Source organism: Streptomyces sp. NPDC001816 (genome assembly GCF_042892235.1).
Lineage (GTDB): Bacteria > Actinomycetota > Actinomycetes > Streptomycetales > Streptomycetaceae > Streptomyces.
On the sequence record NZ_JBIATY010000012.1, the window covers coordinates 252,850 to 272,443 of the forward strand.

General features: G+C 71.1%; 15 protein-coding genes. 10 read left to right on the top strand and 5 right to left on the bottom strand.

From position 1 onward, the window contains the following. Positions 1-21 precede the first annotated feature (21 nt). Entirely contained in the window at positions 22-1,248 is a 1,227-nt protein-coding gene (locus ACFYZZ_RS35015) for a PP2C family protein-serine/threonine phosphatase (RefSeq protein WP_389184856.1), read from the top strand. Here ACFYZZ_RS35015 and ACFYZZ_RS35020 read toward each other — a convergent pair. Continuing rightward, on the bottom strand, positions 1,188-1,613 hold the full coding sequence (locus ACFYZZ_RS35020; protein WP_389184859.1) for an ATP-binding protein: 426 nt from the start codon (positions 1,611-1,613) through the stop codon (positions 1,188-1,190). The genes ACFYZZ_RS35015 and ACFYZZ_RS35020 overlap by 61 nt on opposite strands. Before the next feature lie 198 nt (positions 1,614-1,811). Between ACFYZZ_RS35020 and ACFYZZ_RS35025 the strand changes: the two genes are divergently transcribed. Next, positions 1,812-2,579: an IclR family transcriptional regulator gene (locus ACFYZZ_RS35025; RefSeq protein WP_389184862.1), complete on the top strand. Its 768-nt coding sequence runs from the start codon at positions 1,812-1,814 to the stop codon at positions 2,577-2,579. 45 nt (positions 2,580-2,624) lie between these two features. Next, positions 2,625-4,139, top strand: a complete 1,515-nt coding sequence (glpK, locus tag ACFYZZ_RS35030) for a glycerol kinase GlpK (protein WP_389184865.1) — start codon at positions 2,625-2,627, stop codon at positions 4,137-4,139. Positions 4,140-4,152: 13 nt separating this feature from the next. Here the strand turns inward: glpK and ACFYZZ_RS35035 are convergent, their stop codons facing one another. The 3 genes from ACFYZZ_RS35035 to ACFYZZ_RS35045 form a co-directional block, all read right to left on the bottom strand. Then, positions 4,153-7,677, bottom strand: coding sequence for an NB-ARC domain-containing protein (locus ACFYZZ_RS35035; protein ID WP_389184868.1), 3,525 nt, complete (start codon positions 7,675-7,677; stop codon positions 4,153-4,155). A 107-nt stretch (positions 7,678-7,784) separates the two neighbouring features. Next, positions 7,785-8,027 (bottom strand): hypothetical protein, encoded by a 243-nt coding sequence (locus ACFYZZ_RS35040; RefSeq protein ID WP_389184871.1) that lies wholly within the window; start codon positions 8,025-8,027, stop codon positions 7,785-7,787. A 74-nt stretch (positions 8,028-8,101) separates the two neighbouring features. Beyond that, positions 8,102-9,676: a GMC family oxidoreductase gene (locus ACFYZZ_RS35045; RefSeq protein WP_389184873.1), complete on the bottom strand. Its 1,575-nt coding sequence runs from the start codon at positions 9,674-9,676 to the stop codon at positions 8,102-8,104. 403 nt (positions 9,677-10,079) lie between these two features. On the opposite strand from ACFYZZ_RS35045, the gene ACFYZZ_RS35050 reads away from it, so the two are divergent. The 7 genes from ACFYZZ_RS35050 (at position 10,080) to ACFYZZ_RS35080 (ending at position 18,814) form a co-directional block, all read left to right on the top strand. Then, positions 10,080-11,012 carry a cyclase family protein gene (locus ACFYZZ_RS35050; protein WP_389184875.1) on the top strand — a complete coding sequence of 311 codons (933 nt, stop codon included), beginning with the start codon at positions 10,080-10,082 and terminating at the stop codon, positions 11,010-11,012. Positions 11,013-11,183: 171 nt separating this feature from the next. Then, complete coding sequence (locus ACFYZZ_RS35055) at positions 11,184-12,770, top strand: GMC oxidoreductase (protein WP_389184878.1); 1,587 nt, start codon at positions 11,184-11,186, stop codon at positions 12,768-12,770. Positions 12,771-12,885: 115 nt separating this feature from the next. Continuing rightward, positions 12,886-13,410, top strand: coding sequence for a DUF2252 family protein (locus tag ACFYZZ_RS35060; RefSeq protein WP_389184881.1), 525 nt, complete (start codon positions 12,886-12,888; stop codon positions 13,408-13,410). A gap of 25 nt (positions 13,411-13,435) precedes the next feature. Beyond that, positions 13,436-15,262 carry a glycoside hydrolase family 15 protein gene (locus ACFYZZ_RS35065; RefSeq protein WP_389184884.1) on the top strand — a complete coding sequence of 609 codons (1,827 nt, stop codon included), beginning with the start codon at positions 13,436-13,438 and terminating at the stop codon, positions 15,260-15,262. Positions 15,263-15,428: 166 nt separating this feature from the next. Next, positions 15,429-16,268 (top strand): SDR family oxidoreductase, encoded by an 840-nt coding sequence (locus ACFYZZ_RS35070; RefSeq protein ID WP_389184887.1) that lies wholly within the window; start codon positions 15,429-15,431, stop codon positions 16,266-16,268. Between the two features lie 36 nt (positions 16,269-16,304). After that, entirely contained in the window at positions 16,305-17,777 is a 1,473-nt protein-coding gene (locus ACFYZZ_RS35075) for a cytochrome ubiquinol oxidase subunit I (protein WP_389184890.1), read from the top strand. Then, a complete protein-coding gene (locus ACFYZZ_RS35080) occupies positions 17,774-18,814 on the top strand; it encodes a cytochrome d ubiquinol oxidase subunit II (protein ID WP_389184893.1) in 1,041 nt (346 codons plus the stop codon). The genes ACFYZZ_RS35075 and ACFYZZ_RS35080 overlap by 4 nt, the downstream gene beginning before the upstream one ends. On the opposite strand, the gene ACFYZZ_RS35085 is transcribed toward ACFYZZ_RS35080, so the two are convergent. Continuing rightward, on the bottom strand, positions 18,768-19,592 hold the full coding sequence (locus tag ACFYZZ_RS35085) for a DUF389 domain-containing protein (protein WP_389184896.1): 825 nt from the start codon (positions 19,590-19,592) through the stop codon (positions 18,768-18,770). The two genes, ACFYZZ_RS35080 and ACFYZZ_RS35085, sit on opposite strands and share 47 nt — an antisense overlap. Positions 19,593-19,594 lie beyond the last annotated feature (2 nt).

Sequence of the window (19,594 nt, forward strand, 5' to 3'; positions counted from 1 at the left end):
GGCGAGGACTTCGGACGAGACATGAGCCAGGCGCGACACCACTGGCCGATACGGCTGTCGAGCAAGCGAGCGGACCTGCCCCGGACAGCCGGCCGCCGGCGTACCGCCGGGCCGCTCGCTGCCGGACTGCCCGTGCTGCCGGTGCTGATCGTCTCCGTCATCGTCATCGTCGACCTCGCCGGTGGCGCGGGGATGATCTGCCTGCCGCTGCTGGTGGCCGGACCCGCGCTGGCCGCCACCACCAACGGGCCGCGTGGCGTGCTCTGCGTCGGTCTCCTGGCCGTGGTGCTGGGCGCGGTGCTGGGCACCAGGGGCGGGGTTCCCGCGCGCGAACTGGCGGCCGTCCTGTCCGCCCTGCTGGCCGTCACCGGGGCGAGTGCCCTGGCCAGCGCGCTGCGCGGCCGCCGGGAACGGGTCCTCGCGGCCGTCCGCACGGTCGCCGAGGCCGCCCAGCACGCCCTTCTCCAGCCCGTCCCGGAGACCGTCGGCCCGTTCCAGGTGGCCGTCCGCTACAGCGCCGCCGCGGCCGAGGCCCGGATAGGCGGGGATCTGTACGCCCTCGTGTCCACCCCGCACGGGGTCAGGCTGATCGTCGGCGACGTGCGCGGCAAGGGGCTGCCGGCGGTGGGGACCGCAGCACTGGTGCTCGGCGTCTTCCGTGAGGCCGCCTACGACGAGCCCGACCTGCTCGCCGTCGTCGGCCGGATCGAGCGGAGCCTGGCGCGCAATCTCGGCCCCGACGACTTCGTGACCGCCGTGGTCGCCGGCTACCCGGGGACGGGGCAGCTGGAGGTCGTGAACTGCGGACACGCGCCCCCGCTGATGATCTCCGCGTCCGGTGAGGTCGAGGCGGTGGAGGCCGACGATCCCGCTCCGCCGCTCGGGCTGCGCGCCCTGTCGGGTCAGGCCCCGCGCCTCCAGGTCCTGCCCTTCGCCGACGGAGACCAGCTGCTGCTCTACACCGACGGGGTGACCGAGGCCCGGGATCACGCTCGCGAGTTCTACCCGCTGGCCGAAGGAGTGGCCCGGCACGCGTGCGACGAGCCGGCGCGGACGCTCACCGCGCTCCATGACGAACTGCTGGCCCACGTGGGCGGGCGGCTGCACGACGACGCCGCCCTGCTTCTGCTGCGCAAGGAGACCGTGGCCGAACCCGTCCCCGCGCAGTCCCGGTCGGAGTCCGGGCGTCAGGCGGCGACGAGGTCGGCCCAGCGGGTGACCCCGCCGGCGTGGACGCGTATGCCGTGACGCGTCGCGAGGGCGTGCACGATCGCCTCGCCCCGGCCGTGTTCGTCCGGGTCGATCCCGGCCCGGGACCGTCCGCCCAGCAGCGCGGGACCGGTGTCGGTGACCTCGACGCGCAGGGTGCAGCGCCCGTCGGACCGAACCCACGACATGCGGAGCCTGGCCGGGGGCAGGGCGTGCACGATCGCGTTGGTGACCAGCTCGGACACCATCAGCAGAGCGTCGTCGACGATCTCCAAGGACACGTCCCAGTCGGCGAGGACGGCGCGCACACGGCGGCGTACGGCCGGGACGGCGCCGGTGACGGGAGGCAGCGGACACACGTGTTCGCACGCCTCACGCACCAGCGTGTTGAGCTGAGCCGCCATGTTCACTCCTCGGGTGTTCCTGCCGACCGTGCGCCGTTCCGTGGTCGCTTTTCCGGGCTGTGAAGCACGTTATGGAGACAAACCAGGCGGGTCAATGAACGGCGGTCGGCATTACCGAACGCCTCGCGTCCCGCCCGAAGCGCGGCCGCCCCATCCGCCCATGAAGCGAAGCGCCCGTGGCGGTAATACGCTCGCTTCATGGCCGGCCCAGTCCAGTCGATCGAACGGGCGGCGGCGATCCTGCGGCTGCTGGCCGCCGGGCCCCGCCGACTCGGGCTAGGCGAGGTGGCGGCCTCGCTCGGCCTGGCCAAGGGCACCGCCCACGGCATCCTGCGCACCCTCCAGCACGTGGACTTCGTGGAACAGGACGCGGCGACCGGAAAGTACCAGCTCGGGGCCGCCCTGCTGCACCTCGGCACCAGCTACCTGGACGTCAACGAGCTGCGGTCGCGCTCCCTCAACTGGGCCGACGCCCTCGCCGCCCGCAGCGGGGAATCGGTGCGCCTCGGGACCCCGCTGGAGGGCCGGGTTCTCGTGGTCCACCACGTGTTCCGGCCGGACGACACCTTCCAGACCCTGGACGTGGGCTCGCTGCTGCCCCTGCACGCCTCCTCGCTCGGCAAGGTACTGCTGGCCTACGGGGCGGCGTCCCTGGAGCCGGGCCAGGAACTGCAGCTGGAGTCGTACACCCGGCACACCCTGGTCACTCCCGAGCAGCTGACCCGGGCGCTCGCCGAGGTACGGGAACTCGGCTGGGCCGCCGAGATCCAGGAGATGAGCATGGGCGAGGCGGGGCTCGCCGCGCCGATCCGGGGCCACGGCGGCCTCGTCGTCGGCGCCATCGGGCTGTCCGGGCCCGTCGAGCGGATCTGCGACAGCCAGGGCCACCCCCGCCCGAGTCAGATCACCCTGATCCGCGAGGCCGCGCGGGCGATCTCCAGAGACCTGGGGGCCACTCGCTGGTAGACCCGGACCCGCCGCTCCCCGACCCGTCGGAAGGCAGACCCGATCATGGCTGAACGGTACGTAATGTCCATCGATCAGGGGACCAACTCCACCCGATGCATTCTGTTCGACCACCGTGGACGGCTGGTGTCGGTCGCGCAGCGGGAGCACCAGCAGCACTTCCCCCGGCCCGGCTGGGTCGAGCACGACGCCGTCGAGATCTGGCACAACCTGCGGCGCGTCGTGCCCGAGGCCCTGTCCGGCGCCGGCCTCGACACGGGACAGGTCGCCGCCATCGGCCTGGCCAACCAGCGGGAGACCACCGTGCTCTGGGACCGGCGCACGGGCGCCCCGCTGGGCCGGGCGATCGTCTGGCAGGACACCCGCACGGCGCCGCTCGTCGAGGCGCTCGGACAGGAACCCGGAGAGGAGTTCTTCCTGGAGCGGTGCGGTCTGCCGCCCTCCACCTACTTCTCGGCGCTGCGGATCCGCTGGCTGTTCGACCACGTCAAGGGCCTGGAGCAGCGTGCCAAGGACGGCGAGGTGCTGTTCGGAACCATCGAGAGCTGGCTGATCTGGAACCTCACCGGCGGCGCCGACGGCGGCCTGCACATCACCGACCCCACCAACGCCAGCCGCACGATGCTGATGAACATCCGCAGCCTCACCTGGGACAAGGAACTCCTGGCCTTCTTCGGCGTGCCCCACTCGATGCTGCCCGAGATCAGGTCCTCCGCCGAGACGTACGGCGACGCGCGCTCGCTGCTTCCGGGCGTCTCCATCACGGGCGCCCTCGGCGACCAGCAGGCCGCCCTGTTCGGCCAGACCTGCTTCTCCCCGGGCGAGGCGAAGTGCACCTACGGAACGGGCAGCTTCCTGCTGCTCAACACCGGCAACGACCTCGTACGGTCCCGGAACGGACTCCTCACCACCGTCGCGTACAAGATCGGGGACTCGCCGCCCGCCTACGCCCTGGAAGGCTCGATCGCCGTCACCGGCGCACTGGTCCAGTGGTTCCGCGACCGGCTGGGACTGATCAGCAGCGCCCCGGAGATCGAGACCCTCGCGCGGTCGGTCGAGGACAACGGCGGCTGCTACATCGTGCCCGCCTTCTCGGGTCTGTTCGCGCCCCACTGGCGCAGCGACGCGCGCGGGGTCATCGTCGGCCTCACCTCGTACATCACCAAGGGACACCTGGCCCGAGCCGTCCTGGAGGCCACTGCATGGCAGACGCGCGAGGTCGTCGACGCCATGAACGCCGACTCCTCGCTCGCCCTCAAGCAGCTCAAGGTGGACGGCGGTATGACGGCCGACAACCTGCTCATGCAGTGCGTGGCCGACGTGCTCGACGTCCCCGTGGTGCGGCCGATGGTCGCCGAGACCGTCTCCCTCGGCGCCGCCTACGCGGCCGGCCTCGCCGCCGGCTACTGGTCGGACCTGGAGGTGCTGCGCCGCAACTGGCACCGGGCCGGCCAGTGGCTGCCCGACATGGACCCCGAGGTGCGGCAGTGGGAGTACGAGAACTGGCAGCGGGCCGTGGAGCGGTCGCTGGGGTGGGTGAGACCGCCGCGGCCTTCCTGAGCCGGGCTCTGCGTCAGGGCTGCGGTCCGGTCTCGGCGGCCAGGGCCGCGGATGTGGCAAGTGCCTGTGCGAAGGCGGCGACGGCCGGTCTGTCCAGGCGCGCCACCACCGCGCTGAGCTGCTCCTCCCAGTCAGGACGGAACTCGTACGCGAGCAGGTGTCCTGCTCGGTGGGTGGCCAGGCGGCTGCCGAGCAGAGCGTCCAACCCGGGCGCCGGGAAGACCGCCGCAGTCCGGAAGATCTCACGCTCTGCGGCGCCGGGCCCGAACCGGCTCTGGCCCAGCAGCAGCGCCAGGTCCACCATTCGCCCGGCGCCCTCACACCAGACCGCGACGTGCCCCAGGACCTCCCCGCCCTCCGTGACCGTCGGCGGGAGCCGCCACTCAGGCAGGTGGAGTGGCTCGCCGTCCCCTTGGGTCACGCGCAACTCTGCAGGGATCAGTCGGCTCTTCAGCCCCAGGGCGCGCAGCGCCGTGGCGAACGCCAGGGACAGGAAGATGGGGGAGGGGGCTTCCTGCCCGCCCAGGTGGTAGCAGGTCACTCCGATCAGGCTGTACAGCAGGCGCGCGTCCGGCGGAACGGCCCGGGCGAGTGTCACGGCCTCCCTCCATGGGAACGCGGGCATCGGCTGCGCACCGCCGCCGCCCGATGGCGACAGCGGAAAAAGGACGGGCGCGGGCCGGTCCACCGTTTTGGGACGCTCGGCCTGGGCGTCCTGCCCGAGGACTTCCAGGAAGCGCTGTGTCGTGGCTGCGAGCGGTAGGTGGCTCTGATCCGCTTCCCCGAACAGCCCGAGGCTCTCTCGCATGAGCGTGCGGCACAGCTCCATGTCGCCGTCCGGATGCCCCACCACATGCCGGGTCCAGGCCAGTACCGCGCGCCGCTGAACGACCGGAGCCAGCACGTCCGGCCCGGCTTTGGTGTGCGCTCTCAGCAAGGCCTCGGCCCGGTCGATCATCGACTCCGCGGCCTGCAGGATCCAGACCTCCGTGGTGAGCCCCTCGTCGTGCCGGTCGAGACTGCCGACCATCAGGGCATGGGCTGCCGCCACCATGTGGTCCGCGTGGCGACGCATGACGGTCACGGCCGTCCGCTCGGCGGGCTCCGGGATCCCGGCGGTGACGGCGAGGGCCTCCTCCTCCAGGCCCGTGGAGGCCTTGACGATGGCGTCCAGGAAGCGCAGCTCAGCGCTCGTCTCCGCCTCAGCCGGAGCCTCCGCCGTGGCTCGCTCGATGACCATCGCAGCTGTGTCCCAGTGCTGGATCCACACGAGCATCTGGATCTGTTCCAGTCGGATGCGGAAGGCGAGTGCGGGAGCCACGTCCTCGCGCCTGAGCACCTTCTGGAGGCGATTGTGGGCCAGGGCAAAGTCGAAGATCCGGTCCAGCGCCACTGCCGCGCGCATGTCGTAGACATGGGCCAACAGGAGGTGTTCCAGCCCCTCCGCGTCGAGTGTGTCCATGCCTTCCAGCAGGTTCCACGCGGCCCGCGCCGCCTCCGCGCTCTCCTCGAACCGCGACAGGTTCATCAGGATCTGGGCCAGGGTGACCGTCGTCGCGGCCCGCCGGTACACCGGGTGGTCCACGGCCGCCCCGTCGTCACCGTCCACGATCTCCAGCGCCTCGCGCAACAGCTCCTCACTGCGCGCCGGATCACCGTTCACGGTCGAGATCGCTCCGGCGACATTGGCCAGCAGCGCGACGGTGCTGCCGCTCGCCCGGCCGCTGCCGCGCACATTGCGCGCCACATGGACCGCGTGCTCGATCAGGGTGGCCGCCTCGGCCCATGTGTGCCGCTTCTGGCTCTCCACCAGTCGCATGGCCAGCTCGTACTCGAAGCGGCCCTGCATCCCGTCCACCGTGTCGTCGTCCATCATCCCCCGAGTGATCTCCTGCACGATGCGATGGATCGCGAGCACACCGTCCCGGGGATCGACCAGAGAGAACCTGCGCAGCTGGGCCACGGCGCCGTAGACGGCCGATCCGGTCGGCAGGTCGAGCGTGGCGAGATGCAGCGGGATGAAGTCCGGCGCCAACAGGGCACACCGGGTGAGCAGTTCGGCGGCGAGCCGTTTCCCCGAGGTCGCGGGCGAGTCGAACGCCTGCTCCAGCACCTTCCGCACGCTCAGAGTCACCGCGGCGGTCAGCGTCGCGCCCTGCCGGTAGTCGAGCGGCACGAAGCCGGGGTCGTCGAGCAACCGGGTCCGGCAGTCGGCCAGTTCCGTCAGATACACGTCGACCGGGCACTGGGTCGCCGCTATGTAGCCGGTGGCCTGGGCGATGGCGAGCGGGATGCCCTCCACCGCGTCGACCAGCGCGGATACTTCTGCGCTTGCGGCACCCGGCAGCCGCTCCCCGGCCCACTCGGTGGCCTCGTCGGCCGACATCCGCTCCACCACCAGCCCGCCGTCCGCCGCGGCCCACGCCGAGTCGCGGGTGGTGACCAGCAGGTGCGCGCCGTCGCAGGCGGGCAGCAATCCGGCCAACTGCTCGCGGTCGGCCACGTTGTCGTACACCAGCAGCAGCCGGGGGCCGAGGTGGGCCAGGCGGCGGCCGACCTGGGCGAGGATCTCGTCCTCGGTCGTCGCCTCCGTCTCCGGCCGCTCCTCGGCGAGCATCCGCCGGTAGGCGGCGAGAACGTCCTCCCGGGTGTCGGAGGGGATCCACCAGACGAACTCGTACGCGTCCCGGTGCCGGTGGGCGTACAGCCGGGCGATGCTCGACTTGCCGATCCCGCCGAGTCCGGACACCACCACGCGGACCGTGCCCGCATCGGGCTCCTGCAGGAACCGCTCCCTGAGCGCTGCCAGTTCCCGGCCGCGGCCGCGCACGCCCGCGGCCGAGGGGACGTCGCGGAACGGGGCCCGGACGGGCCCGGGCGCCTCGCCGGCCACCGCCCCGGACGCCGCCCGACGGCCGCGCAGGAGACCGGGAAGCTCGTCCAGCCGGACCGTGCGCCGGGCGAGGCGGCGGTCCCCGGACCACTGGAACATCTTCACGAACAGGGCGTCGACGGTGCTGTCGACCTCGGCCGCCGCCATCGCGACGGGGGAGAGCCGCAGGAGCTCCAGCCGGGCCTGGTCGAGGATCTGCTCCCAGGGGCCGATCCGGGTCTCGATCTCCAGCCGTCGCAGCAGCGCGTGGTCCTCGGTGGTGAGTCCGAGTGAGGCCGGAACCAGGCCCTCGCACTCCGCCAGCCACCGGCCGGGGTCGGGCACGGCCCGGGCCCGCGCCACCGCGTCCCGCAGGGCCTGACCCGACTGGTGCACGGGGGCGTCCGAGAGGAACCGCAGCACCGCCGTACCGCCGGGGTCCGCGGCTCCCCAACGGCGGGCCAGCCGTACCAGCTCCGGGCCGGACCACGAGCCCGGCTCGACGCGGGTCTTCGCCTGGGCGAGCAGCAGCGGCCGGCCCTCCGCGTCACGCACCTCGAAGTCGATGGCTTCGTCGGCGCCCTCCACCCGGAAGGTGTCGGCCTCCGGGTGCTCCTCCGGAGTGCGGATCAGCTGCAGAATGGCGCACGCCGTCTGGAACCCCATGCCCCGTGCCGTATCGACTCCGCCCACGTGCCGCCCCCTGTGCCTCGACTCACCCACCAGCATGCCCGACACGACTGACAGCCCCGCCCCCGTGCCGGACTTGATCATCAGGATGGACAATGGGCGTACGGAGCGATGGTGGTCGGGGCCATGGCCCCGACTCCTGGACGGTCGCGCGGGGCGGGATCGCCGAGCGGTTCGGCCGCCGTGGAGAGGGTCAGCAGGCGGCCATCGAGGCCCAGTTGGACAACAATACGGCCCTGGTCGTGCGAGCGGACGACACCGAGCGGGTGCGGCAGCGCCTGCTCCGCGTGTGGCAGCTGGAGTTGGAGTCGCTGCTCAGCGAACACCCGGACGCTGCCGACGAACTGCGGGAGCTGATCGGCGAGCTACATCTGGTCGGTGGCGGGTACGGAAGTCGTCATCACGCGGCTCCCTCGGCGCCGTTGCCCGCCTTGACGAGGTCGGCGGCCTTCTCCGCGGCCATGATCGTGGGCGCGTTGGTGTTCCCGCGCGGCACCGACGGGAACACCGAGGCGTCGACGACCCGCAGGCCGGCCACGTCGTACACGCGCAGCTCGGGGTCGACCACCGCGCCGATGGCACAGGTCGACGCCGGGTGGTACAGCGTCTGCCCGGACCGCCGCGCCCAGGCGAGGAGGTCCGCGTCGGAGTCCGAGGCCGGCACGTCGCCGTACGGCCCCGTGACGACGTCGGCCACCGCCTGCTGCGCCGCGATCTCCAGGGCGATCCGGATCCCTGCGACGATGCAGTCCCGGTCCTCGGCCGTCACCAGGTAGTTGTGCAGGATCCGGGGCGCGGTGTCCGGCCGAGTGGAGCGCAGGCTCACCGCGCCGCGGCTGGTCGGGGCCACCACGCACGGGCCGAAGGCGAAGCCGTGCTCGGTGACCGCGCCGAGCCCCTCCTGATGGAAGAGCACGGGGGCGGCGTGGAACTGCACGTCCGGGGCTTCCAGGCCGTCCCGGCTGCGGAAGAAGCCGCCGGCCTCCCCGATGTTGGAGGTCAGCGGGCCGTGCCCCTCGTTCTGCAGCAGCGCGGCGTTCTCCGGGCTCGCCGCGCTGATCAGCGACTCGACATCGGTACGGAAGTTCAGCAGCGTCATGTAGTGGTCCTGCAGGCCCTGGCCGACCGGCAGATCGCGTACGACGTCGATGCCGAACGCGGACAGGGCGGCGGCGGGACCGACCCCGGACAGCATCAGCAGCTTCGGCGACTCGTAGGCACCCGCGGACAGGATCACCTCGCGCTCGGCGCGGATCACCTCGACACTGCCGCCCCGCTCCACCTCCACACCCGTCGCCCGGCCGCCCTCGATCACCACGCGGTGGGCCCTGGCCGGCGAGAGCACGGTGAGGTTCGGCCGTTCGAGCGCGGGGTGCAGATAGGCGACGGCCGTGCTGCAGCGCATGCCGCCGCGCTGCGTCAGCTGGTAGCGCCCGACGCCGAACTGCGTCTCGCCGTTGAAGTCGTCGTTCGCCTTGTGCCCGGCCTGCTGGGCGGCCTGTACGAAGACCGAGGAGAGCGGGTGCACGGACCGGCCGTCACTGACCGTCAGCGGCCCGCCCACCCCGTGGAACTCGTCCGCGCCGCGCTCGTTGTCCTCGGCGCGCCGGAAGTACGGCAGCACGTCGGCGTACGACCAGCCCGTGGCCCCGGCCGCGGCCCAGCCGTCGTAGTCGGCGCGGCTGCCCCGGATGTAGATCATCGCGTTCATCGAGCTGGAGCCGCCGAACATCTTCCCGCGGGGCAGGTAGGTCCGCCGGTCGCAGATCCCCGGCTCCGGGTCGGAGTCGAGGTCCCAGTCGAGGCCGGACTTGAACAACTGCGGGAAGGCGGCCGGGACATGGATCTCCTGCGCGGTGTCGGGGCCGCCCGCCTCGATCAGCGCCACCCGGACCTCGGGGTCCTCCGACAGCCGGGCCGCCAGCACGGAGCCCGCGGATCCGGCGCCGACGATGACGTAGTCGTACATGCTCATTCCGTCCCCTTTGCTTGAAGCGTGCATTGCCCGCGCTCCCGGGCCGCTACGTCCGGGGAGCCCGGTGCCGTCCCCGCTGACCGGCCGAGGACGACTGCCACGGTCCCTGGTGGACGTCGAAGTGGTCGAGGGGGTATTCAGGCCAGGCAGGTGGCTCAGGAGGTTCCCCCCGGCGGGGAGAGCCGGAAGGCACGCAGGAGCTTGCTGATCGGTACGCCACGCTGGGCGAACATGCGACCGACCTCCATGGAGTCGGGAGGCGCCTCGATCCCGGTCACATCGAGGCCGTGCTCCACCACGTCCTGCTGAAAAACGCACCGAAGGACCCGAACCCGCGCCCCGGATCAACACCGCGCGGGCGACTCGGTGTGCGGTAATCCGGCTGCTGCCGGATGGTGGGGAGATGCGGACGTCCCAGGTGATGAGCGAGGCCGACTTCCGGTCGCTGTACCGACGGTTGAGGGACGCGGCACCCGGCGGCGGCGCGGGCCGGGGCGCCCTGGAGACGATCACCGAGGCACAGGTGCTGGCGGCCGTCCGCGAGGTGCGGTCCGGTCGCTCGGTGTCGCTCGCGGCCCCCGTGAACACACGTGTCGCACCGGACGACACCGAACCGGCCGAGCACCGGCTCACCGCTCCGGAAGGTGGCCGCCCTGGTGCGAGCGGCCTGGATTTCGCGCGCGACCGTTTCGCCATGAACGTTCACGGTGACGTGAACAGCCACCTCGACGCGTTGTGCCACGTCATCTACGACGGCACGCTGCACGGCGGCCTGCCGGCGGCGGACGTGCTCTCACCGGACGGCGCCGGGGCCCTGTCCGTCGATCTGGCCCGCGACGGCATCGTCGGCCGCGGGGTTCTCCTGGACATCCCACGACTGCACGGCGTGCCCTGGCTCGAACCCGGGTCGCACGTGACCGCCGACGACCTCACCGCCGCCGAGGCCGAGCAGGGGCTTCGAGTGGGCCGGGGCGACATTCTCCTCGTGCGGGTCGGGCACCGCCTGCGGCGCGAGGAACTCGGCCCCTGGGACGTGTCCGGCGCTCGTGCCGGGCTCCATCCGGCCGCCATGGAGTTCCTGGCGGAGCGGGAGGTGTCGGTGCTCGGGAGCGACGGCAACAACGACACCGGCCCCAGCGCCGTGCAGGGGGTCGCGCACCCGGTGCATGTGCTCGCCGTCCACGCGATGGGGCTGCATCTGCTCGACTACCTGCGGTTCGAGGACCTCGCGCCGGTCTGCGCCCAGGAGGGCCGCTGGTCCTTCCTCTGCGTGATCGCCCCGCTCCGGCTGCCCTCGGCCACCGGTTCCCCGGTCAATCCCCTCGCGATCCTGTGACGGGCGCCCCGGCCCGGACGGGGATATCCACCGCGCCCCGGCTCACCCGAAAAGCCCAACTCGCCGGGTAGATCACCCGGAGCTACGTTGGTGTGCGGGGCGGGACGACGGCAGGGGTGGATTTCTTCACCCCGGACAGGACCGGACGAGGCTCCGAGGGCGGTGGCCTGCATGACCGAAGCGCAGCACTACGACGTCATTGTCATAGGCACCGGCGCGGGCGGCGGCACCATCGCCCACCGGCTGGCGGGCACGGGAAAACGGATCCTCCTTCTCGAACGCGGCGGCTATCTGCCCCGCGAACGCGACAACTGGGACTCGACCGCGGTGTTCGTCAAGGGCAAGTACCGCGCTCCGGAATTCTGGTTCGACAAAAGCGGCAACAAGTTTCCGCCCGAGGTCAACTACTACGTCGGCGGCAACACCAAGTTCTACGGCGCGGCGCTCTTCCGCATGCGCCCGGAGGACTTCGGCGAGATCCGCCACCACGACGGCATCTCGCCCGCCTGGCCGCTGCGCTACGAGGACTTCGAGCCCTACTACACACAGGCCGAACACCTCTACCTGGTGCACGGCCGGCACGGCGAGGACCCCACCGAGGGCCCCACCAGCGCGCAGTACGCCTGCCCGCCGGTCCAGCACGAGCCGCGCATCGAGCAGCTCAGCCACGACCTGGAGAAGCAGGGGCTGCATCCCTTCCACCTCCCCATCGGCGTGAACCTCACCCAGGACGACCGGGGCCGGGCCGTCCACACCAGCGCCTGCATCCGCTGCGACCGCGTCGACGGCTTCCCCTGCCTGGTCGGCGCGAAGTCCGACGCCCAGGTCATCTGCGTCGACCCCGCCCTGGAACAGGCCAACGTCGAGATGGTCACCCACGCGGACGTACGGCGCCTGGAGACGGACGCGACGGGCCGGAGCGTCACCAAAGTCGTCGCCACCGTGGGGGACTCGGACCCCGCCACCGTGGAGTTCAGCGCCGACATCGTGGTCGTGGCCTGCGGCGCCGTCAACTCCGCCGTCCTGCTGCTGCGTTCGGCCGGCGACCGGCATCCGCAGGGTCTGGCCAACAGCTCGGACGTGGTGGGCCGGCACTACATGCGGCACAACAACATGGCCCTCATGGCCGTGTCCCGGGAACCGAACGACACCAAGTTCCAGAAGACTCTGGCGCTGCACGACTGGTACCTGGGATCCGACGACTGGGAGTACCCCCTGGGCGGGATCCAGATGCTCGGCAAGTCCGACTCCGAGCAGATCCACGGCGAAGCCCCCCGCTGGGCCGGCGCGGTCGCCCCGGACATGCCGTTCGAGGTGCTGGCCCACCACGCGGTCGACTTCTGGCTGTGCGGGGAGGACCTGCCGGCCGCCGAGAACCGCGTCACGCTGGACCGGGACGACGGGATCCACCTCGCCCTCGACGAGAAGAACAACATCGCCGGTCTTGAGCGCCTGCGGCACAAACTGCAGGGCATGCTCAGCCACTTGGGCATGCACGAACACCATCTCCTGTCGCGCAGCATCTACCTGCACAAGGGGATGCCCATCGGCGCCACGGCACACCAGGCGGGCACGGTCCGCTTCGGCAGCGACCCCGCGACGTCGGCCCTGGACGTCAACTGCAAGGCCCACGACCTCGACAACCTCTACGTCGTCGACACGAGCTTCTTCCCGAGCATCGGAGCGGTCAATCCCTCGCTGACCGCCATGGCCAACGCCCTGCGGGTCGGCGACCACATCGCGGAGCGGCTGCGATGACCTCCCACCCCCCGGCCGACGGCAGCATCCGGCACCGTACGCCACAGGAGCGGGCCGCACTCGGCAAGGCGGCCCGGAGTTCCGTACCCCGTTCCAGCAGGGGGCCGCCGCCATCATGGCCGGGGGCCTGGCCGGCACCCCGCGGTCCGGGATCACGGCGCAGCTGTCCGCCGGCTTCGTCATCGCGGGCAGGGCAGGCGGCTTCAGCGCGAAGGAGCGCGCCCGCGTCGTACGGGCGACGGTGCGGTCCTACCGCGCCCGCGTGATCTGGGACCTGCTTCCGGACGCCGAGCGCGGCGCGCTGGAGAAACAGATCCGCCGGCTGCTCGAACGGTACGCGAAGACTCTGCAGCCGGACCGGCGGTTTCTGCTGGAGCAGTACCGGATCGTCGACATGGCCCGCAAGGTGGTCGGAGTCGGCAGCGTGGGAACCCGTTGCTGGATCGCGCTGCTGCTCGGCAGGGACGGCGAGGACCCGCTGTTCCTGCAGGCCAAGGAGGCCGACGAATCGGTGCTGGCACCCTTCTTCGACCGGGCGCTCGTGACGTTCGCCGAGCTGTACGCCGACCAGAACGAGAGGGACCACCAGGCACTCGTCGACGCCGTCCGTACCGGACGGGTCACGGCGGCAGCGGCCTGAGCAGGGGACCAGCAAGGAGACCGCCATGGATCGCTACCCGCCCATCGCCGACCACGGGCTCATCGGGGACCTGCAGACCGCGGCTCTGGTGTCGTCGCACGGCGTGATCGACTGGTTCGCGTCGCCACGCTTCGACTCGCCCAGCGTCTTCGCCGCCCTGCTCGACCACGACCGCGGCGGCTACTTCCTGCTTGCGCCGGAGCACCCCGAAGGGACCTGGAAACAGCTCTACTACCCGGACACCGCCGTCCTGGTGACCCGCTTCATGTCTCCCGACGGAGTCGGCGAGATCATCGACTACATGCCGGTCCAGCCGGGAACGAAAGCGACCGACCGGCACCAACTGGTGCGGATCGCACGCACAGTGCGCGGCACCGTGCGCTTCGAGCTCGTGTGCCGGCCGCGGTTCGACTACGCGCGGGCCGACCACCGGCTCGACCTCACGCCCGAACGGGCGACGTTCCACGCCCCGGGCGCGACCGCCCACCTGCAGAGCGCGATCCCGCTCGAACAGGACGGGCAGGACGTCCGGGGCGCCCGCACGCTCAACGCCGGGGAGACGGCCGCCGTGGTGTTCACCATGTGCCCGCCGGGCGGAGAGGCGCCGCCACCACCCACCAGCGAAGTGGTCAGCGCAGACCTCTGGGCGAACGTCGACTTCTGGCAGCTGTGGGTGCGCACCTCGCGCTACCGCGGCCGCTGGACGGACACGGTGTACCGCTCCGCCATCACGCTCAAGCTCCTGACCTACGCCCCCACGGGCGCTCCGGTCGCCGCCGCCACCATGGGGCTGCCCGAGCAGGTCGGGGGTGAGCGCAACTGGGACTACCGGTACACCTGGGTGCGGGACGGGTCCCTGTCGGTCCGGGCTCTGCTCGATCTCGGCTTCGTGGAGGAGGCGACCAGCTTCATGCGCTGGCTCGGCGCCCGACTCGGCGCTCACGAGGGACCGGACGGCGAACCCCTGCAGATCATGTACCGGGTCGACGGTGACCCTCATCTGACGGAGGAGATCCTGGAGCACTTCGAGGGGTACCGCGGCTCCTACCCGGTCCGGGCCGGCAACGCCGCCTCCGACCAGCTGCAGCTCGACATCTACGGCGAGGCCCTGTACGGCCTGGCCGAGGGCCATGAGATCGGCGAACAAGTGGGCTATCACGGGTGGAAGGGCCTTACGGCCACCCTGGACTGGCTCGCCGACTCCTGGGACCGGCCCGACGAAGGGATCTGGGAGACCCGGGGCGGACGCAAGGACTTCACCTACAGCCGGGTGATGTGCTGGACCGCATTCGACCGCGGTCTGAAGCTGGCGGCCCAGTTCAGCAGGCCGGCCGACACCGTGCGCTGGACCCGCGCCCGGGACGAGATCCTGGAACAGGTCATGCAACGCGGCTGGAACGAGAAGGAGCAGGCCTTCGTCCAGTACTACGGAGGCGACGTCCTGGACGCGTCCCTCCTGCTCGCCCCCCGGGTCGGATTCATCTCCCCCCGAAGCCCCGGCTGGCTCACCACCCTGGACGCCATGGACCGGGTCCTCGTCTCCGACAGCCTGGTCTACCGCTACGACCCCCAGGCGTCTCCCGACGGACTGCGCGGGAGCGAAGGAACATTCAGCCTCTGCACGTTCCTGTACGTCGACGCCCTCGTCCGCGCGGGGCGGCTCGCCGAGGCCCGCTACGCCTTCGAGAAGATGCAGACCTACGCGAACCACGTCGGCCTGTTCGCCGAGGAGATAGGTCCGAGCGGAGAACAACTCGGCAATTTCCCGCAGGCTTTCACCCATCTGTCCCTCATCATGGCCGCCACGACGCTCAACGACGCGCTCGACCGGCTCTGGCGAACCCCCGACTGAACCCCGACCCACGAGCCCGCCTCCGATCGGGCGAAGATCCTCAGCCGGTCAGCCCAACGCGCGCTCACTCCCGCTGCGGCTCCTCGTCCACGGTGTTTGTGTGGCGCCTGAACCTCCGGGCCACGGCCCGGCTGATCCGGGCCACGCAGTGGAGGAGACAGACATCGTGAGTGCCGCCGCGGGTGCACCGCAGAACGTGATCCCCGCACATCTGCTCAAGGGACAGAAAGCGCTCGTCACCGGTGCCAACTCCGGGATCGGCCGGGCCACGGCCGTCGCCCTGGGCCGGGCCGGCGCCGACGTGGTCGTGAACTACGTGGCCGGGCGTGAGGACGCCGAGCAGGTGGTCGAGGAGATCACAGCCCTCGGGGTGAAGGCGGCGGCCTACGAGGCGGACGTGTCCGACGAGGCCCAGGTCGTGGCCATGATGGACCGGATGGTCCAGGAGTTCGGCACGATCGACATCCTGGTCGCCAACGCCGGACTGCAACGCGACGCCCCGTTCACCGAGATGACCGTCGCCCAGTGGCAGAAGGTGCTGGACGTCAACCTCACCGGGCAGTTCCTGTGCGCGCGCGAGGCGACGAAGGAGTTCCTCCGGCGCGGCGTCGTGCCCGAGGTCTCACGTGCCGCCGGAAAGATCATCTGCATGAGTTCGGTGCACCAGATCATCCCGTGGGCGGGGCACGTGAACTACGCCTCCTCCAAGGGCGGCGTCCAGATGATGATGGAGACCCTCGCCCAGGAACTCGCCCCGAAGAAGATCCGGGTGAACGCGGTCGCCCCCGGGGCCATCAAGACCCCCATCAACCGCAGCGCCTGGGAGACCCCACAGGCCCAGAAGGACCTTTTGCGGCTGATCCCCTACGACCGTGTCGGCGAACCCGAGGACATCGCCAACGCGGTCGTCGGCATCGCCTCCGACCTCATGGACTACGTCGTGGGCGCCACCCTCTACGTGGACGGCGGGATGACCCTCTTCCCCGGCTTCGCCACCGGCGGCTGACTCGCCCTCTTCCCGTCGGCCCACCGAGAGACGCGCATGCACTTCACGGTCACCCTGCTGGCGGACCCGCCGGCGCAGATGCTCCCGGCCAGATCCCAGATGGCCTTCACCCTCGCCTCCCACATCATCCTGGTGCCGCTGGGCGTGGCCCTGCCGCTGATCACGCTGATCATGCACGGCTACGGTCTGCGCCGCGACGACGAGACCGCCCTGCTGCTGGCGCGCCGCTGGTCGGCGGTGATGGCGGTCCAGTTCGCCATCGGCATCGTCACCGGCACCGTGCTGACCTTCGAGTTCGGGCTCCTGTGGCCGGGCATGATGGGCAGGTGGGGCGATGTCTTCGGCATCGGCTTCGGGGTCGAGGCATGGGCCTTCTTCCTGGAGGCCGTCCTCATTGCCATCTATCTGTACGGCTGGCGAAGACTTCCCGCGCGCACCCACTTCCTGCTCGGACTGCCCCTGCCGTTCGCGGCCCTGCTCGGCGCCTTCGGCATCCTCGCCGCCAACTCGTGGATGAACACCCCGCGGGGCTTCACCCTGGACGCCGCCGGCAACCCCGTCGACGTGAAGATCTGGAAGGCGATCTTCACGCCCATGTTCGGTCCGCAGTACTGGCACTTCGTCATGGCGATGTTCGTGACGGCGGGCTACGTCGTGGCCGGCGTCTACGCCGTCGGCCGGCTGCGCGGACGCCGGGACCGGTACCACCGGCTCGGTTTCGCGATCCCCTTCACCCTGGCCGCGGTGTGCACACCGGTGCAGTTCATGCTCGGTGACTCCATCGCCCGGCAGGTCTTCCACAAGCAGCCGGTGAAGTTCGCGGCCATGGAGATCGTCTGGAACACCGACACCCATGTACCGGAGTACCTGTTCGGCCGACTGCACCCGAACGGGACCATCTCCGGCGGCATCAAGATCCCCCAACTCGACTCGATCCTCGCCGGTTTCCGCCCGGACACCAAGGTCACCGGTCTGACGTCGGTGCCGGCCAGTGACCGGCTGACGGCCGCCGAAGCCACCATCACCCACTTCGCGTTCGACGCCATGGTCGGCCTCGGCTCGCTGCTGCTCCTGCTCGCGCTCTGGTACGGCCTCGTGTGGCTGCGCCACCGCCGGCTGCCGGCATCCGAGTGGTTCTACCGCAGTGCCGCGTGCGCGGGCGTGGCCTCCGTCGTGGCCGTCGAATGCGGCTGGGTCACCACCGAGGTGGGACGCCAGCCGTGGATCGTGTACCAGAACATGCGCGTCGCGGACGCGGTGACGTCGACGCGTGCAAGCAGCTTGTGGATCATGTTCGGGCTGGTCGTCCTGGTGTACGTCTTCGTCTTCGGGTCGTTCCTGGTGGTGCTGTTGAAGATGCGCACACGCTGGCGGCTCGCCGACGAGCGGGGCGCACCGCAGGCTCCGGAGACGGACACGCCGTACGGGCCGCGCTCCGCGGTCGGGTCCGCGGGCACGCCCGGATCCGGAGGCGACGCGACCGCCTCGTCCGAGGGAGGCCGGACGTGATCGCCGGAGTCGTCGCCGTCGTCCTGCTGCTCGGGGTCGCCGCGTACGCCTGCGGTGGCGGCACCGACTACGGAGCCGGATTCTGGGATCTGACCGCCGGCGGAGCGGAACGCGGCAAGCGCCCCCGATGGCTGATCGACCACGCGATGGCTCCGGTGTGGGAGGTCAACAACGTCTGGCTGATCTTCGTCCTGGTCATCATGTGGACGGGCTTTCCCGTGTTCTTCCAACGGGTGTTCACGGCGATGTGGCTGCCGCTGGCGCTGGCCGCCGTCGGCACCGTGCTCCGCGGGGCCGGCTTCGCCCTGCGCAAGCCCCTGACGAGGCTGGCCGGCCGACGTCTGTACGGTGCGATCTTCGCCGTCGCCTCGCTGCTGACGCCGTTCTTTCTGGGCACCGCGGCCGGGGGAGTGGCCTCGGGCCGGGTGACCGCGGCTGCGACGGCGTCGACGGACGCCTGGGCCAACCCCACCTCGCTGTTGTTCGGCCTGCTCGCCATCGCGGCCACGGCGCTGCTCGGGGCCGTGTTCCTGGCCGCCGACGCCCGGCGCTTCTCCGCGCCGGACCTCGACGGCTACTTCCGGCGGCGGGCCCTTGCGGCACTGGCGGTCGTCGCCGTCCTCGCCGTGATCACCATGGTCGTCACGCACGGGGACGCCCCTTATGTGTGGCACGGGCTCACCCACGGAGTGGGACTCGTCTTCGTGATCGTGGCCGTGGTGGCCACCCTCGCCACCGCATGGCTGCTCACCCGCCCCTTTGCGGACTGGTCCCGGGTCACGGCGGTCGGGGTGGTGGCGTCCGCCGTCATCGCCTGGGGCATGGCCCAGCGCCCCTACCTGATCCCGACCTCACTCACCGTCGCCGACGGGGCGGGCGCGCACACCACACTGCGCTGGCTCGGGCTCGTCACCCTCGTCGCCGTCGCCTTGGTCTTTCCCGCGGTCGTCCTGCTGTACTGGCTGGACACTCATGGCGAGCTGGAGGATCTCACCGACGCCGAGTTGCAGCACGGCGGAGCAGGTCGCGAGCGGTGACATCGCGGGGGGCCTGGCGATCGGTGTGACACGCCCGGATCGCTAGTGCTGCGGCCGTGCGGCGGCACGACGAGCCGCGCGGCGCCACAGATGCCGCGGCGACGACGACCGAGAAGGCGTCCGGTGTGTCGATGAGGTGGGAGACGGGTCGCAGGCCCAGGTCGAAGGCCGTGGACTGCAGGTCGGCAGCCCGCGCCAGCAGGGCGAAGACCAGCGTGATCGCGATGGCCAGCAGGAAACCGGTCGTCAGCGCGCGGGTCCCCTCCCAGACCCGGCGACGGTGACGACGGTCGAGCCCGAGCGCGATGCTGGTGATCGCGTTGTACTCGGGGCCGACCACCATGGCCGCCACGATGAGGATCTGCGAGTTGGTCATGATGCCCACCGAGCCGATGAGGCCGGCGATGACCAGGAACAGGTAGAAGGACGGCGGGTACGTCCCCGCGGCCCGGATGTGGGCCTCGACCGCGGCCCACAGCGGCGCGTGGACGAGCGCGCTCGGCTGGTCGTCCTCGATCTGCTGCGCACGGTGCGAGAACATCAGGTCGACGTCGTCGACGGCGATCGCCCCCGCACGGTCGATCCCCAGCTTGCGCAAGCCGTCCAGCACGCCGTTCGCGGCACCCTTCACCACGTCGCACTCCAGCACGTCGCCGTCCGGAACGTGGGCCGACTTCACGACCACCAGGTTGAGGACGCGGTCGTTGGAGGTCAGCAGGTCGACGGCCCGCTCGGTGAGCGCGGGCGGCATGACCATGCGGAAGTGGATCAAGTCCATCC

What these genes read in the sequence shown, in the direction of transcription:
- ACFYZZ_RS35015 (WP_389184856.1), top strand. Translation starts at nt 22, where the DNA reads ATGAGCCAGGCGCGACACCACTGGCCGATACGGCTGTCGAGCAAGCGA.
- ACFYZZ_RS35045 (WP_389184873.1), bottom strand. Translation starts at nt 9,676, where the DNA reads ATGAGCATGTACGACTACGTCATCGTCGGCGCCGGATCCGCGGGCTCC.
- ACFYZZ_RS35025 (WP_389184862.1), top strand. Translation starts at nt 1,812, where the DNA reads ATGGCCGGCCCAGTCCAGTCGATCGAACGGGCGGCGGCGATCCTGCGG.
- ACFYZZ_RS35020 (WP_389184859.1), bottom strand. Translation starts at nt 1,613, where the DNA reads ATGGCGGCTCAGCTCAACACGCTGGTGCGTGAGGCGTGCGAACACGTG.
- ACFYZZ_RS35055 (WP_389184878.1), top strand. Translation starts at nt 11,184, where the DNA reads ATGACCGAAGCGCAGCACTACGACGTCATTGTCATAGGCACCGGCGCG.
- ACFYZZ_RS35035 (WP_389184868.1), bottom strand. Translation starts at nt 7,677, where the DNA reads ATGGGGTTCCAGACGGCGTGCGCCATTCTGCAGCTGATCCGCACTCCG.
- ACFYZZ_RS35085 (WP_389184896.1), bottom strand. Translation starts at nt 19,592, where the DNA reads ATGGACTTGATCCACTTCCGCATGGTCATGCCGCCCGCGCTCACCGAG.
- ACFYZZ_RS35075 (WP_389184890.1), top strand. Translation starts at nt 16,305, where the DNA reads ATGCACTTCACGGTCACCCTGCTGGCGGACCCGCCGGCGCAGATGCTC.
- ACFYZZ_RS35050 (WP_389184875.1), top strand. Translation starts at nt 10,080, where the DNA reads ATGCGGACGTCCCAGGTGATGAGCGAGGCCGACTTCCGGTCGCTGTAC.
- ACFYZZ_RS35060 (WP_389184881.1), top strand. Translation starts at nt 12,886, where the DNA reads ATGGCCGGGGGCCTGGCCGGCACCCCGCGGTCCGGGATCACGGCGCAG.
- glpK (WP_389184865.1), top strand. Translation starts at nt 2,625, where the DNA reads ATGGCTGAACGGTACGTAATGTCCATCGATCAGGGGACCAACTCCACC.
- ACFYZZ_RS35065 (WP_389184884.1), top strand. Translation starts at nt 13,436, where the DNA reads ATGGATCGCTACCCGCCCATCGCCGACCACGGGCTCATCGGGGACCTG.